General features: G+C 33.2%; 18 protein-coding genes. 6 read left to right on the forward strand and 12 right to left on the reverse strand.

Going from position 1 to position 13,946, the window contains the following annotated elements:
* Position 1 precedes the first annotated feature (1 nt).
* From amrA to ACLHDE_RS01845, 3 genes are read left to right on the forward strand one after another with little or no spacing between them, the layout of a single operon-like run.
* Positions 2–574: an AmmeMemoRadiSam system protein A gene (amrA, locus tag ACLHDE_RS01835; protein WP_415397458.1), complete on the forward strand. Its 573-nt coding sequence runs from the start codon at positions 2–4 to the stop codon at positions 572–574.
* Positions 575–588: 14 nt separating this feature from the next.
* The gene (gene amrB, locus ACLHDE_RS01840) at positions 589–1,374 is read left to right on the forward strand and encodes an AmmeMemoRadiSam system protein B (protein ID WP_415397459.1); all 786 of its coding nucleotides are present in this window, start codon (positions 589–591) and stop codon (positions 1,372–1,374) included.
* The gene (locus tag ACLHDE_RS01845; protein WP_415397460.1) at positions 1,371–1,706 is read left to right on the forward strand and encodes a cupin domain-containing protein; all 336 of its coding nucleotides are present in this window, start codon (positions 1,371–1,373) and stop codon (positions 1,704–1,706) included. The genes amrB and ACLHDE_RS01845 overlap by 4 nt, the downstream gene beginning before the upstream one ends.
* A gap of 15 nt (positions 1,707–1,721) precedes the next feature.
* On the opposite strand, the gene ACLHDE_RS01850 is transcribed toward ACLHDE_RS01845, so the two are convergent.
* The 12 genes from ACLHDE_RS01850 to ACLHDE_RS01905 form a co-directional block, all read right to left on the reverse strand.
* Positions 1,722–3,122 carry a mechanosensitive ion channel family protein gene (locus tag ACLHDE_RS01850; RefSeq protein WP_415397461.1) on the reverse strand — a complete coding sequence of 467 codons (1,401 nt, stop codon included), beginning with the start codon at positions 3,120–3,122 and terminating at the stop codon, positions 1,722–1,724.
* Between the two features lie 2 nt (positions 3,123–3,124).
* The gene (locus ACLHDE_RS01855) at positions 3,125–3,607 is read right to left on the reverse strand and encodes an ATP-dependent zinc protease (protein WP_415397462.1); all 483 of its coding nucleotides are present in this window, start codon (positions 3,605–3,607) and stop codon (positions 3,125–3,127) included.
* A complete protein-coding gene (locus ACLHDE_RS01860; protein ID WP_415397463.1) occupies positions 3,604–4,704 on the reverse strand; it encodes a succinylglutamate desuccinylase/aspartoacylase family protein in 1,101 nt (366 codons plus the stop codon). The genes ACLHDE_RS01855 and ACLHDE_RS01860 overlap by 4 nt, the downstream gene beginning before the upstream one ends.
* 10 nt (positions 4,705–4,714) lie before the next feature.
* The gene (locus ACLHDE_RS01865) at positions 4,715–5,365 is read right to left on the reverse strand and encodes an N-acetylmuramoyl-L-alanine amidase (RefSeq protein WP_415397464.1); all 651 of its coding nucleotides are present in this window, start codon (positions 5,363–5,365) and stop codon (positions 4,715–4,717) included.
* Between the two features lie 42 nt (positions 5,366–5,407).
* Positions 5,408–6,457, reverse strand: coding sequence for a succinylglutamate desuccinylase/aspartoacylase family protein (locus tag ACLHDE_RS01870; protein ID WP_415397465.1), 1,050 nt, complete (start codon positions 6,455–6,457; stop codon positions 5,408–5,410).
* Positions 6,458–7,390, reverse strand: a complete 933-nt coding sequence (rimK, locus tag ACLHDE_RS01875; RefSeq protein WP_415397466.1) for a 30S ribosomal protein S6--L-glutamate ligase — start codon at positions 7,388–7,390, stop codon at positions 6,458–6,460.
* A complete protein-coding gene (locus tag ACLHDE_RS01880; protein ID WP_415397467.1) occupies positions 7,387–7,827 on the reverse strand; it encodes an ATP-dependent zinc protease in 441 nt (146 codons plus the stop codon). Before ACLHDE_RS01880 ends, rimK begins: the two co-directional genes overlap by 4 nt.
* A gap of 116 nt (positions 7,828–7,943) precedes the next feature.
* Complete coding sequence (locus ACLHDE_RS01885; protein WP_415397468.1) at positions 7,944–8,795, reverse strand: ABC transporter ATP-binding protein; 852 nt, start codon at positions 8,793–8,795, stop codon at positions 7,944–7,946.
* Positions 8,792–9,493: a molybdate ABC transporter permease subunit gene (gene modB / locus ACLHDE_RS01890; protein ID WP_415397469.1), complete on the reverse strand. Its 702-nt coding sequence runs from the start codon at positions 9,491–9,493 to the stop codon at positions 8,792–8,794. Before modB ends, ACLHDE_RS01885 begins: the two co-directional genes overlap by 4 nt.
* Entirely contained in the window at positions 9,487–9,888 is a 402-nt protein-coding gene (locus ACLHDE_RS01895) for a TOBE domain-containing protein (RefSeq protein WP_415397470.1), read from the reverse strand. Before ACLHDE_RS01895 ends, modB begins: the two co-directional genes overlap by 7 nt.
* Positions 9,885–10,622 carry a molybdate ABC transporter substrate-binding protein gene (gene modA, locus ACLHDE_RS01900; RefSeq protein WP_415397471.1) on the reverse strand — a complete coding sequence of 246 codons (738 nt, stop codon included), beginning with the start codon at positions 10,620–10,622 and terminating at the stop codon, positions 9,885–9,887. The genes ACLHDE_RS01895 and modA overlap by 4 nt, the downstream gene beginning before the upstream one ends.
* 9 nt (positions 10,623–10,631) lie before the next feature.
* Positions 10,632–11,411 (reverse strand): TOBE domain-containing protein, encoded by a 780-nt coding sequence (locus ACLHDE_RS01905; protein WP_415397472.1) that lies wholly within the window; start codon positions 11,409–11,411, stop codon positions 10,632–10,634.
* A gap of 98 nt (positions 11,412–11,509) precedes the next feature.
* Here ACLHDE_RS01905 and ACLHDE_RS01910 point away from each other — a divergent pair, with 98 nt between their 5' ends.
* From ACLHDE_RS01910 to ACLHDE_RS01920, 3 genes are read left to right on the forward strand one after another with little or no spacing between them, the layout of a single operon-like run.
* Complete coding sequence (locus tag ACLHDE_RS01910; protein WP_415397473.1) at positions 11,510–12,013, forward strand: hypothetical protein; 504 nt, start codon at positions 11,510–11,512, stop codon at positions 12,011–12,013.
* Positions 12,010–13,623 carry a GMC oxidoreductase gene (locus ACLHDE_RS01915; protein ID WP_415398557.1) on the forward strand — a complete coding sequence of 538 codons (1,614 nt, stop codon included), beginning with the start codon at positions 12,010–12,012 and terminating at the stop codon, positions 13,621–13,623. The genes ACLHDE_RS01910 and ACLHDE_RS01915 overlap by 4 nt, the downstream gene beginning before the upstream one ends.
* 40 nt (positions 13,624–13,663) lie before the next feature.
* Positions 13,664–13,942, forward strand: a complete 279-nt coding sequence (locus tag ACLHDE_RS01920) for a peptidylprolyl isomerase (protein ID WP_415397474.1) — start codon at positions 13,664–13,666, stop codon at positions 13,940–13,942.
* Positions 13,943–13,946 lie beyond the last annotated feature (4 nt).

Here is a 13,946-nt window from a genome sequence, read left to right on the forward strand (position 1 = left end):
TATGTTAAATATGATTTTATTGCGAATAGCTAAGAGTGCAATACTTAGTAAGTTTGATGAAAGAAGAATTGTAGATGAAGAGAGTATTTTAAAAGAGTATCCGGATTTGGCAAAAGATGGTGCTGCCTTTGTAACTCTAAAGTATGATGATGATTTACGTGGATGCATAGGTTCAATAGTTGCACACAGAAGACTTATTGATGATGTCATACACAATGCAATTGCAGCTGGTTTTTCTGACCCTCGGTTTAATGCTTTGAGTGAAGATGAACTAAAATATCTAAATCTTGAAGTGTCGGTTTTAAGTGAGCCTGAGATTTTAGAGTATGATGATTATGAGGACTTACAAAGAAAAATTCAACCAAATGTTGATGGACTTATTTTAAAGCATGGTGGGTATCAAGGTACTTTTTTACCACAAGTTTGGGAACAGTTACCAACTACTAAAGAGTTCTTAGAGCATTTAAGTATGAAAGCTGGAGCAAGCGAGTCCATATATAGTGAGCATCCAACTATTTATAGATATTCGGTTGAGCATATCCAAGAGAGATTTGATAAAGTTGAAGCCCTTTAAAAGGAGAAAACATTATGAAAAGAAGTATGAGCGTAGCTGGTAGTTTTTATCCGGCAAGATCAGTAGAGCTTGAGAGATATTTTGAGCATTTTAACACTATTTATAAAGAAGATTTTACTCTACCAGATATAAAAAGCAGAGTTGTGATAGTTCCACACGCTGGTTATGTTTACTCAGGATATACCGCAAATATTGCTTATAAAATTTTGCAAAAAAGCGGAGTGAAAAAGTTTGTAGTCATAGGACCTTCTCATAGAGTAGCTTTTGAGGGAGTTAGTCTTTGTGACTTTAGTTCTTATGAAACACCGTTTGGGGATATAGATGCAGATGCAGATATAGCCAAAAAACTAAAAGATAAATTTTTGCTATCTTGTTTTGTAGATGCACATCAAGAACATAGCACGGAGGTACAGTTTCCCTTTATAAAATACTATATGCCAGATTCACAAATAGTGGAGTTGGTTTATAGTAGAGCAGACTCTCGTGATATTTCAGATATCATAAATTTTGTCTTAGCACAGGATGATTGTGGAGTTGTCATCAGTACAGATTTGAGTCATTTTTATAATCTTGCAGATGCAAATAACTTAGACAATATCTGTCTTGAAGCTGTGGAGAAACTAGATGCAGATAAACTTCATAGTGGATGTGAAGCTTGTGGGATGATAGGGGTAGAAGCCATGATAATAAGTGCCAAAAAACTCTCTTTAACTTCACATATACTTGACTACAGAACAAGTGCAGATGCTAGCGAAGATGAGAGTCGGGTCGTTGGATATATGAGTGCATATTTTTTATGAAAAAGACCAATATATTTGCAAATATTCCACCACAGATAAAAGAAGAACTCTTTGAAGATATTGTGACAAATGAGGGAGTAAAAATAGAGCGAATCATCTCAAAAGGTCATATAACTACAGAGGTTGAATGGTACAATCAAAAAAGTGATGAATGGGTAATAGTGCTTAAGGGCGAAGCTATTTTAGAGTTTGAAAATTCTGATGATATAAGACTAGAAGAAGGCGACTATTTAAACATACCTGCAAACACAAAACACAGAGTCTCTTGGACTAAGCCAAACGAAGAGACTCTTTGGTTGGCTATACACTACAAACCCACTTCTTATATCTAATTTACTTCTACTAGTTTACTCACTATCTTCACTCACAGATTTTTTAGGTGCTTTTGAGCTTTTGAGCTTAATATTTTCATCTAAATTATATGCTTGTAATAGTTTGATTGAAATATCGCCACGAATTTTTGAAGCTTGTTTATAATTTGTTTGGTAAGATATAAGACCTATAACGCCAGTTTTTAAATTATTTAACGCAAAAGTAATCTTATGAGTAATATTTAGATTAGACAATAACTCTTGAGTTACTTTTTCTATATTTTCAAAATCGTTATCTGTAGCAAATTCAAACTCTATTAAATCATTTATCAAACCATTTTTTTTACGAGAATAGTTATAAAATACTTTTGTAAAAACATAACTATTTGGTATGTAGATTGTTCTACCAACATTTTTTACTTCTTTTAAGTTACTATAATCTTCAATTTCATTCAACTTAATTTTCATAAGAGAAATATCCAATATATCACCGATAGTATGTTTAGTTTCAAACTGAACCATCACTCTATCGCCAACTCGTATCATATTGCTAAAAAAGATATATACAGAAGCTACAATATTTAAAATAACTTCACGTAATGCGATAGTTAATGCTGCAGCAATAACACTTAAGAATGTGATTATGTAGATAAAATCTTCCATATATCTTATGACCAATGATATAAAAACTAATATATAAAATATTAGAGATATAATTTTTTTATATCCTCCATTATTTTCTTTATTTAATTTGTTTTCTAAAGCTGTAAAAAGCAATAGAACAAGCCTGTATAAAAGATAAACCAAAATAAATGTGACAAAAGTCATAATATGTCTTTGTAGTTTTTCTTGGTAATAATCATCATACTTTTTGTTTAGTTCATCTTTTGTCTCGAGTAGGTTTAGATAAGTTTTATTTATATTTTCTACAAACTCTTCAAAATATTTTATATCTTCTAACGAGACAGCACCATTCTGATTTTTGCTATAGTAGTTTCTCAATAGTGAATGAGCCTTGTTAAAATCATTTTTCGTATTAATTATTTTTTTTAATTGTTTATTTAATTTATTTAATGAATCTTTATAGAGATAATCATATGCTGTTATCCTGGGCATATCAAATTTATAAGTGAGCAACAAACCTTCAAAGCTTTTATTTTGTTCATAGAGTCTTAGTCTAGATTTATAAATTTCAAGTTTTCTATTAAGAGACGCCAATACTTTTGTATTCTCTTTATTCTTTTTTATTTTTTGTTCAATCTTTACAATATTATTAATTATTGTATAGTAATTTTTATTATTTACATAAGTTTTAACCCAAACATTTTTATTTTCCCAAATATTTCCTGATTGTTTTGATTTTGTAGAACTGTTTAAATCAATTTCCTCTGAAAAGATTAATTGGGATATTAGTAGTATAAATATAATTGCTCGCAAAGTTACTCCTGTGTTTTTCTTTTTTCATTATATGAAAGAAATTCTTTTGTTACATCTATTATGAAACCTTTATTTAGAAGTTCTCTGCCAATTAGAAGTGGATAAAGCATCTCTTTTCTTGAACTAAGTGATACTTCCATATTGTATGATTTGCCATATATTATTATTTTTGTATTAATAAAATATCGTGTTTGCACTACTCCATTTGAACTTTTAACTTTTGATATTCTTGAAATATCTTTTGTTACATATCCATCTGTCAATCTTTTATTATTAGCATCTAAAACCACAAAGCTAACTTGGTTGTGACCAACAGGGGTAATATCATCACAATTGATTGAGGATGTTTTTGCCCCGGTATCTATTTTTGCTGTGACATTATATATATTTAATTTTGGCATATCAAATTTATCTATTCTTCCTAAAGTATCTTGAGCATACAAGTTAAAAGCGATAAACAGCAACACTATGTATTTTATAATCATTCTATAGCTTCTTCATTATCATAATTTATAAATTCACAATCTTCTAAGGCATCTTCACAGAAGTAAAGTATTTTATTATTAGCAATTGCAAGTTTTTTAAAATTTGCTATATGAAATACAGCGTCACCCTCTTGAATAAGAGGCATTTCTGACTTACCTATGATAATACCATCATATGGAGCAACTATTTCATAGATATTATCATCTAATGGCTCGTTGATATAAGCTATTATTTCACCTTTTCGTACTGTGTCGCCTAAGGCTTTTACAGTTCTAATTATACCACTATCCGTAGCTCGTAACCATGCACTATCTCTCACAATAACTGGAAATTTTTTACTCTTATTAGATAACACATTAGGTAACATTCCATTGGCAATAAGAACATTAACAATTCCCTTAACACCAATACGTATACTTTGTTCATCAAATCGTAAAGCTTCACCTGCTTCATAAAGTAGAATCGGTACACCTTTTTCTTGAGCTACCGCACGAAGTGAACCATCTCTAATTTCTGAGTGAAGAATAACTGGTGCTTCAAAAGCTTTTGCAAGTCTAAGCGTATATTTATTATCCACATTTGTTCTAATTTGAGGTAAATTAGATTTATGAATAGATGCTGTGTGTAAGTCTATACCTAAGTCACATTTTTGAACTATTTCTTTAAAAAAAATATCTGCTATTCTTGAAGCTAAAGAACCTTTTTCACTTCCAGGAAAATGTCTATTTAGATCTCTTCTATCTGGTAAATATCTTGATAAGTTCATTACTCCATAAATATTGACTATTGGGACTAAGATGATTGTGCCTTTAAGATTTTTAAGTATTGGAAGTTTTCTAAATCTTCTAATAATTTCTATACCATTAAGCTCATTACCGTGTATAGCTGCACTTATAAATACTACAGGGCCATCTTTTTTGCCACGAAGTACTCGAATGGGTAATTGTGTTGGCGTGTTATAAAGTTTTGGTAATTCAATATTTATAGTTACATTAGTGCCTCTTAAGACTTCTACACCACCTAAAATAAACTTCTTATCAATAGGTTTTGATAATAACAAAGTAGAGAGAAAAATTAATAAGATTATTTGTCTCATGATTTACTCTTTAATCACAAGGAGCAAACTTTATGTTTTTTAAATTTGCTTTTAAATCACGCATAAAATTTTCTCCTGGATCTCTCTTTTTAGTTCTATATGCATTATTATTCTCAAGCCATAACTTAGTGCCTTCAAAACATCTATATTCATAATGACCTACTACATATTCTATCGTGTTAAACTCTTTTTTTAGATATTTTACAAGTTTTATATTTGAAATTAATTGTTCAATAGTAAGATTTTGTTTATGGTTTTCTCCACCAACATTTTCAATTCCGATTGAACTATAATTTAAACCTATAACATGTCTAGCCATGTAATCAACTGGCATTAGTTGATGAATAGTTCCATCTATATCTACTAAAAAATGTGCAGATACATTAACTACACCAGCTCCTGAAATGTCAGGTCTATCACTTAAGAGTAGTGCAGGTGTGAATCTCTCTAAGGACTTCTCAAAACTATTAATACCAGTATAATGAATAACGATAATCTTTGGAGTAATTGTTATATCTTTTGGCTTAAAACCGTAATGTTCATTAATATAGCTTTTTGTTAGTTCAATTCTTAATTTTCCAAAATTTATTGGTGTATCTTTAATCTCAAAAGCAAATATAGAATTAAATAATAAAAATGGTAATAAAATAAACTTTAACATAACCTTCTCCTTATGAGTGTAGTAATTTATATCTTTATATTACTACTCTATAATCTCTTCATTATTAAGTTCATGAAACTCACTCTGCTCAATCATATTTTCATTAAAATGTTCGATTTTATTTTCTGCTACTTCAAGATTATTGAATTTGGCTATATGAAAGATAGCATCACCTTCTTGAATAAGAGGTATTTCAGACTTTCCTATAATTACTCCATCAAAAGGTGAAAGTATCTCAAAACTATCATCTCCTAACGGCTCATCTATATATGCAATAACTTCATTTCTCTCTACAGTATCACCAAGTGCTTTGATTGTTCTTAACATCCCACTCTCAGTAGCTCTTATCCATTTACTACTTTTTGTAACTATTGGGAGTTTTCTGGCTGTTTTTCTTAAAACCTTAGGAAGCATTTCATTTTCTCTAAGTACATTAACCAAACCTTGTACACCAATGCGAATAGAAGTCTCATCAAAACGAAGTGCTTCTCCTGCTTCATAGAGCAATATTGGTACACCTTGTTCTTGGGCGACCGCGCGAAGTGAACCATCTCTTAACTCAGAGTGTAAAACAACTGGTGCACCAAAAGCTTTTGCAAGTTTAAAAGTGTATTCATTATCAGTGTTTGTTCTTACTTGCGGAAGATTAGATTTATGAATAGATGCTGTATGCAAGTCTATTCCTAAATCACACTTTTTTACGATTTCATCAAAGAATATTTTTGCAACTCTTCCAGCTAAAGAACCTTTAGAACTACCAGGAAAACTTCTATTTAAATCTCTTCTATCTGGTAAATATCTTGATAAGTTCATCATCCCATATACATTTACAACAGGAACTAAAATGACAGTACCTTTTATCTTTTTAAGAATATTTAGTTTCCTAAACCTTCTAATAATCTCAATACCATTAAGTTCATCACCGTGTATAGCCGCACTAATAAATACTACAGGACCATCTTTTTTGCCACGAATTACTCGAACGGGCAATTGTGTTGGCGTGTTATAAAGTTTTGGTAATTCAATATTTATAGTTACATTAGTGCCTCTTAAGACTTCAACACCACCTAAAATAAAGCTTGAATTAGGCATTTATGCTCCTATACTATCTCTTTTAATTTTTCTTTTTTTCGTATTTACTTCAGAAGTAGGAGTTACATTTTTTTCTATATAATCCATAATCTTTCCAGCAATATCAATATTTGTAGATTTCTCAATACCCTCTAAACCAGGAGAAGAGTTTACTTCCATAACAAGTGGTCCACGCGCAGATGGAATCATATCGACACCACATACTCCAAGTCCCATAGCTTTTGCTGCTGCTAATGCAGTTGCTTTTTCTTTACGAGTAAGTTTGTGAGCAGTAGCACTTCCGCCTTGGTGAAGATTTGATCTAAACTCTCCGGCTGCACCTTGACGCTTCATAGCACCTACAATCTCACCACCAACAACAAGAACTCTAATATCTGCTCCACCAGCTTCTTCAATGAACTCTTGAACAAGTAAGTTTACATCCATTCCGTAAAATGCATCTAAAACAGATTTTGCAGCTTTTTCAGTATCTACTAAAACTACACCAACACCTTGTGTACCTTCAAGTATTTTAAGAACAAGCGGTGCTCCACCACTTAAAGCGATTATATCTTTTGCACTTGATTTATTTGACGCAAAAACTGTTTTTGGCATATCTACATTATGTTTTGAAAGTACTTGCAGGCTTCTAAGTTTATCTCTACTTCTAGCAATAGCTAAGTTACCAGATGTACTAAAAACATCCATTACCTCAAAATGTCTAACCATCGCAGTACCATAAAATGTTCTGCTCGCTCCAATCCTTGGAATAATAGCATCTGGAGCCGGTAACTGTTCACCTAAATAGTTGATTTTCAATTTTCCCTTCATAATTTCAATAGAACATTTTAAGTAGTCAATTACTCTGACTTCCCAACCCTTTTGCTCTGCCGCTTCTACTAATCTTTTCGTTGAATACAACTCTTTATTTCTTGATAATATATAGACTCTCATTTTTTCCCTTTTTCTTTTTTTTCTTTTGATAGATATTCTTGTGAAACATCAACTAAAAACTTACCGCTTAAAAATCTTCTTCCAATTAGCATTGGGTATTTCATATCTGCTCGATTTGTTAAAGAGATAATTGTTTTATATTTCTTTCCAAAAAAATCGACACTTACTTTAATAGATGGTCTATCTTGCAATTCCCCGTTAGAACTTCTTACTTTTTTGATTTTGTGTAAAGGCATAACCATTTTTTTACCATGATATGAGGCATGAACTTCATCAAGTAGATGAAAATGAACCATATTATCTTTATCTATCTCTATATGATCACAATGCAAAGCACTAGAATCTGCTCCCGTATCAACCTTAGCATCAAGGTCAAATAAATCTAAATCAGTAATTGAAATTAACTCCTTTTTACCAATAATTTTTTTGATATCCATATTCAATATACTCCATAGTTTATATATTATTATAGTATATTATATCTTATTTTATTTAAACTATAGGATTTATTTATCGCTAGTTTATGAGGTGAGCCTGTTGTTTTATTTTGAATTTAAGATGATACAGTAGGAGTAAAAGCCTTTGTGCTGACTTCAATTGTCCCTCCAACTTTTAAGTTTTGTGCCTCATCTTCGCTCACGACAACTTCGACCAATTGTTGACCTATGGCAATGATAGCTATAAAAATAACATCTACTTTTTTGATATCCAACAGCTCTCCGGAGAATGAAAACTTTTGACTTCCTTGTGTACGCAAAAGTATATCTTTTGGAGTACCATCATTTATGATTTTACCGTTTTGTAAAACTACAACTCTAGATGCCAGTCTGTAAATCTCGCTTGGATCATGACTTACCATGATGGTGGTTGTATTAAACTCTTTGTGGAGTGTTAAGATTTCATTTTGTAGTTTTGTTCGCATCTCTGGGTCTAGTGCTGAGAGCGGCTCATCCATAAGCAGAAGCTTTGGCTTATTCATCATGGCACGACAGAGTGCAACCCTTTGTTTTTGACCACCGCTAAGAGTGCTAGGGAGTCTGTTTTTAAGCTCAGATAACTCGGTAAGCTCCAGCAGATGATCAGCTAGTTCTTTGTCTTTGCAGACAAAAAGCAGGTTTTGCAAAACACTCATGTTATCAAACAGAGCATAGTCTTGAAAAACAAAACCTATGGCTCTTTTTTGAGGTGGTAATTGTTTTTTTGCATCTAGCCAACTCTCTTTTGCTACTTTTATGTTCCCCGATGCATCTTCGAGTCCTGCTAAGATGCGAAGAAGTGTAGTCTTTCCACTTCCGCTTTTTCCGCTTAATGCTAAAAACTCTCCCTCTTTGATGTTAAGGTTTATGTCTAGTTGCATATCTGATTGTGAACCGTGTAGTTTTTTAATTATATCTATTTTTATCATTTATGAAATCCGGCAAATTTATTATTGTTTTTATGGTTAAAGATGTAGACACTCAGAAGAACTAAAAAGCTCATAACTACCATAAGGGCACTATATATATGCGCAGAAGAATAGTCCATAATCTCAACCATTTCATAGATGGCTACAGATGCTACTTTTGTCTCATCAGGGATACTTCCACCTACCATAAGTACTACTCCAAACTCTCCAACAGTATGAGCAAATGTCACGATAATGGCAGTTAAAAGAGCTGGTTTCATATTTGGCAGTGCAACTCTGAATATGGTTTCAAACTTACTCTTTCCACTTATGTAAGAAGCCTCAAGCATGTTTTTGTTGATAGATTCAAAGCCGCTTTGAAGTGGTTGAACCATAAAGGGAAGAGAGTAAAAACAGCTCGCAATCACAAGAGCGCTAAAATTAAAAACGAGTTTTATTCCAAAATACTCATCAAAAAAAGCACCGATAGGAGAGTTTTGAGAAAGAGCTATAAGAATGTAAAAACCCAAAACTGATGGAGGAAGAACTATAGGAAGGGCAGTTATAGCTTCTAAAACAGGTTTGCTTTTAGAGCGGGTTTGAGAGAGCCACCAAGCAAGAGGCAAGGATAATACAAAAAGTATAAGAGTAGTGATTCCTGCGAGTTTAAAAGATAGTGTAAATGGAGTTAAATTGATAGATTGAAGCACCTCTAACATTCTAAAATCTCCTTAATTGACAACTCACTTGCTTTTATAAAGAGAGTAACATTGTCTCCCTTTTTCAAGTTCATTCTTGTAGATGAGTTTTTAGTTATGACACTCTCGCACGTAGCATCTGCGGTGCTTAGTTTTATACTGCTTAAAAGTTCACCGTTATTTATCTCTATTATCTTTGCAGCTAGCTGATTAGAGTAACTGATATCTCCGCTAAACTCCTTTGCTATGGCTATATGAGTTGGTTTTGCAGTTAGTATAACTTCGCATCCGATTTTTACTTTTTCATTTAAATCCAGACTCATCATACTAAGGGTTTGATTACAAAAATCAAAATATACTATGTTTAAATTTTCTACGCTTTGGATTTTTGTGATTTTTGCATAAAACTTATTCATGGCAGTAAGTATCCGTAGTTTTGAAATATCTTCTTTGCATCTTTTGAGATTATAAAGTCATAAAAAGCTTTTACCTCTTTATCCTCTTTTAACATAACTATACCTTGTTTTATGGGAGTATATAGTTTTGAATCTACTGCTATCCAGTTTATGTTCTCTTTGTATTTTGACATATTTTTAGAGTATAGTGAAGACTTTGCAATGATTCCTATGTCTGCGGCTGTTACAGCGTAAGATACAGTTTGAGAGATAGACTCTCCGTAGACAAACTTACTCTTGACATCATTTTTAATCTTAGCATTTGTTATAGCTTGCATAGCTGCTATGCCATAAGGAGCAGTTTTTGGATTGGCTATTGCTATTTTTGATACTTCTTTACTTTGAAGTATATAGATGCCATCACTTAAATCTCTTTTTTTGTTACTCAAAATTGCTAATGAACCTAAAGCATAAACTTTGGGTTGTGTTATCGCTATTTTTTCTTTATATAACGCTTGCGGATATTTCATGTTTGCAGACATAAATAACTGATATGGAGCACCATGTTTTATCTGCGCTGTTAGCTTTCCGCTGCTTCCGAGAGTTACTCTTACTTTTGTGTTTGGATGAGTCTTGTTAAACTCTTTTTTTAAGTCCTCTATAGCATAGCTCACATTTGCTGCTACTGCCACGCTGATAGTTCCAGCATTTACAATTGAGATGCTAAGTGCTAATAATATTAATAGTTTTTTCATTAAATTTCCTTAGATGCTAACGATGATATCTGTAGCTTTTATGATGGCATAAATTTCTTGACCAATTTGCAAGTTAAGTGATTCTAACGATTCATTGCTTATGGCTGAAGTTAGAGTATTTTTACCAATGGAGAGTTTTACTTCAGTACTTACAGCATCTGTTTTAAGAGCTGAAATAGTGCTTTTAATCATGTTCCTTGCACTGATGCCATGGAGTTGTGCGGTTGAGAGCATGATAGAGCTTTCTTGAACAAGAGCAAAAACTTTATCTCCTTTTTTTAGATGCATATCTATAAATGTTGCAGTTGGAATGATGGCAAAGAGTGAAGTATCTTCGGAGATGCTAAGCTCTAACTTAGTGTTATACTCCGCAGTACTAAACTCTTTTATGTAGCCTGTTATCATGTTGCGAGAACTGCTTTTCATATGAAGTTTACGAATAAGAGAGAGATGGTTGTCTTGACTTAGTTCATCTTCATCTACTTCAAGCAAGAGAGCCTTATAAAACTCTTTAAACTTTTTAAATGTGTTTATAAGCTCTTTTCCGACTTTGGTTATTTGTGCACCGCCACCGTTTTTTCCACCTGTAACTTTTTGGACTAAAGGTTCATCAGAGAGATTATTCATAGCATCTACCATATCCCAGGCAGCCTTGTAGCTCATCTTCATAGCCTTTGATGCTTTTGATATAGAGCCATGCTCATCAATCTTCTCGAGAAGTTCAACTCTACCATTGCCAAGTAAGTTTTTACCATCTTTTTTAAACCAGATGCGACCTTCAATTTCCACACTAAACCTCTGTATATAAAAATATATAACGGTATGATATCAATTTATAAATAAGATGTCAATAATGATAAATATTTTTTGTATAGTATAATAATCTTATGTTTTTAAAAACCAGACGTACTTTTTTAAAAAAGACTGCTTTTAGCACCACTGCTCTTGTTCTTCCTCACACAGAACTTTTTGCATCTGCATCTGTTCTTGATACACTCTCTTTAGCTCAAAGAGATTTGTATGGAGATTTACAAAGTGCTCCTAGATTTAAAGAGATAAATTCAAGAGCATATTTGAGCCTCATCTTAACTCACTCTCGTGTTGATGAAGAGTCAAAAAGGTATATAAAAAATGGAGCTATTTGGTTGGATGAAGAGGCAATGAAACTATATAAAAAACCATACATAAAGCTAAACTCAAATGAGCGTCAAAAAACTCTAGAGTCTATCGCTACTTACACTTGGGGTGAAAATTGGATAGATGTGATGCTCAGATTTATTTATGAAGCGGTTTTAGGCGATACTATTTATGGCGTAAACAGAAATGAAAGTGGATGGAAATGGCTAAACCATGTATCTGGACTGCCTCGTCCAAAAGAGCCTCTGCTATGAAGTACGATATTTGTATAGTTGGAAGCGGAGCAGGGGCTTCTCCAATAGCGTATGAGCTCTCAAACGCAGGCTTTAGTGTAGTAGTTCTTGAAAAAGGAAAGTACTATAAAGAAGAGGACTTTTCAAAAGATGAACTTGCAGTCTCACGTAGAGACAAGTTTATACCGCTACTTAAAGATGAACAGCATGTTATAAATACTCGTACCAAAGATGGAACGATAGAGAGATACGAGGGAGCTAAGAGCGGTTGGAACTTTTGGAATGGTTCTATGGTCGGAGGCTCATCAAATCTTATGAGTGGTTATTTTCATAAGATGCAAACAAATGACTTTAGACTAAAAAGTGTTTATGGAGAGATAGATGGGGCAAATGTTGTTGACTGGCCTATCTCTTATAAAGAGTTAGAACCTTACTATGAAAAAGTAAAAAAAGTTGTCGGAGTCTCTGGCGATGGTATGGAGTATCAAGCCCTAGAAGTTAACGGTGCAACAAGATGGTTTGATGCGTCATGCAAAGAGTTGGGATACAAAAGTTTTAACACACCAAGAGCTATTCTCTCAACTCCTGCACTTAGTAGAAACTCTTGTTCATACTCTAACTTTTGTGGAAGTTACGGTTGTGCAACCGGAGCAAAGGGAAGTGCGAGAGCTGCTCTGCTTCAAAAGTGTGATGCAAAGATAATCAGCGAAGCTTTTGTCTATAGACTTGATAGCGATAAAACAAAAATCACTAAAGCTCATTACTATGACAAAGATATGAAATCTCACTCTATAGATGCTAGAATTTTTGTAGTGGCAGCTCAAGCTATTGAGAGTTCAAGACTTCTGCTAAATTCAAAAAATAAGTATTTTCCAAATGGGTTGGCAAACAACTCAAATCAAGTCGGGAAAAATCTTATATTTTCAGGAGGCGGAGCTGGAACTGGTAGACTGAATATGGAGAATCTTAGTGCATCTGAATTTAAAGAGCTTATGACTCCAGGTCTATTTTTTAACCGTTCTTTGCAAGATTGGTATGAGTATGAAAATAAGGGTAAAAAATATAAAGGTGGAACAATAGACTTTCTGTTTGAACACTCAAATATAATATCTCGTGCATCCAGAGAGTTCTATGATGACAATGGCAATATCTTATGGGGCAAAAAGCTCCAAGAAAAAATACATAAAACTCTTACAACTTCAAGAGTTCTCACCTTTGAAGTTTTTAACGACTGGCTTCCAACAGACCATACCTTTGTAAGTGTTGATGAAAAAGTAAAAGACAAGTACGGAGTAGCAGTTGGAGCTATAAATCTTTACGGACATAAAAGAGATGTTGAGGTGGGAGAGCATCTGGCATCAAGAGCTGAGAAGGTTTTAAAGAAAATGGGAGCTACTGAGATATCTTCTAGCATCACAAGCTCACCTCCGCCAAATCTTGTGGCAGGAGGTTGTCGTTTTGGTAGTGATGCAAAAACTTCAGTCTTAGACAAAAACTGCAAAGCACATGAGTTAGATAACCTCTATGTTACAGATGCCAGCTTTATGCCAACAGGTGGAAGTGTTCCATACACTTGGACAATCTATGCAAATTCTTTTAGGATTGCTGAGTATTTGAAAAGTATTTTATAAATTATTGTAGAATTGCATTACAAAAACAAAAAGGATATTTATGGCTTACGCAACAGCAAGACATATTTTAGTAGAGAGTGAGGATGAGTGTAATGCTTTAAAAGTAGAGATAGAAGATGGAACACCGTTTGAAGAAATAGCGCAGACAAAATCTCAGTGCCCATCAGGTGCACAAGGTGGAGATTTAGGTCAGTTTGGTCCTGGACAAATGGTTCCAGAGTTTGATAAAGTTGTTTTCAGCGGTGATGTTGGAGTTCTTTATGGACCAGTTCAAACTCAGTTTGGTTACCACCTTCTTGAAGTAACTAGCAGAGGCTAGTAGT

Source organism: Sulfurimonas iocasae (assembly GCF_047716755.1).
GTDB lineage: Bacteria > Campylobacterota > Campylobacteria > Campylobacterales > Sulfurimonadaceae > Sulfurimonas.

Bases quoted from the DNA above. Each gene is read 5' to 3' on its own strand.
- amrA (WP_415397458.1), top strand. From the start codon at position 2: ATGTTAAATATGATTTTATTGCGAATAGCTAAGAGTGCAATACTTAGT.
- amrB (WP_415397459.1), top strand. From the start codon at position 589: ATGAAAAGAAGTATGAGCGTAGCTGGTAGTTTTTATCCGGCAAGATCA.
- ACLHDE_RS01845 (WP_415397460.1), top strand. From the start codon at position 1,371: ATGAAAAAGACCAATATATTTGCAAATATTCCACCACAGATAAAAGAA.
- ACLHDE_RS01855 (WP_415397462.1), bottom strand. From the start codon at position 3,607: ATGATTATAAAATACATAGTGTTGCTGTTTATCGCTTTTAACTTGTAT.
- ACLHDE_RS01860 (WP_415397463.1), bottom strand. From the start codon at position 4,704: ATGAGACAAATAATCTTATTAATTTTTCTCTCTACTTTGTTATTATCA.
- ACLHDE_RS01865 (WP_415397464.1), bottom strand. From the start codon at position 5,365: ATGTTAAAGTTTATTTTATTACCATTTTTATTATTTAATTCTATATTT.
- ACLHDE_RS01870 (WP_415397465.1), bottom strand. From the start codon at position 6,457: ATGCCTAATTCAAGCTTTATTTTAGGTGGTGTTGAAGTCTTAAGAGGC.
- rimK (WP_415397466.1), bottom strand. From the start codon at position 7,390: ATGAGAGTCTATATATTATCAAGAAATAAAGAGTTGTATTCAACGAAA.
- ACLHDE_RS01880 (WP_415397467.1), bottom strand. From the start codon at position 7,827: ATGGATATCAAAAAAATTATTGGTAAAAAGGAGTTAATTTCAATTACT.
- ACLHDE_RS01885 (WP_415397468.1), bottom strand. From the start codon at position 8,795: ATGATAAAAATAGATATAATTAAAAAACTACACGGTTCACAATCAGAT.
- modB (WP_415397469.1), bottom strand. From the start codon at position 9,493: ATGTTAGAGGTGCTTCAATCTATCAATTTAACTCCATTTACACTATCT.
- ACLHDE_RS01895 (WP_415397470.1), bottom strand. From the start codon at position 9,888: ATGAATAAGTTTTATGCAAAAATCACAAAAATCCAAAGCGTAGAAAAT.
- modA (WP_415397471.1), bottom strand. From the start codon at position 10,622: ATGAAAAAACTATTAATATTATTAGCACTTAGCATCTCAATTGTAAAT.
- ACLHDE_RS01910 (WP_415397473.1), top strand. From the start codon at position 11,510: ATGTTTTTAAAAACCAGACGTACTTTTTTAAAAAAGACTGCTTTTAGC.
- ACLHDE_RS01915 (WP_415398557.1), top strand. From the start codon at position 12,010: ATGAAGTACGATATTTGTATAGTTGGAAGCGGAGCAGGGGCTTCTCCA.
- ACLHDE_RS01920 (WP_415397474.1), top strand. From the start codon at position 13,664: ATGGCTTACGCAACAGCAAGACATATTTTAGTAGAGAGTGAGGATGAG.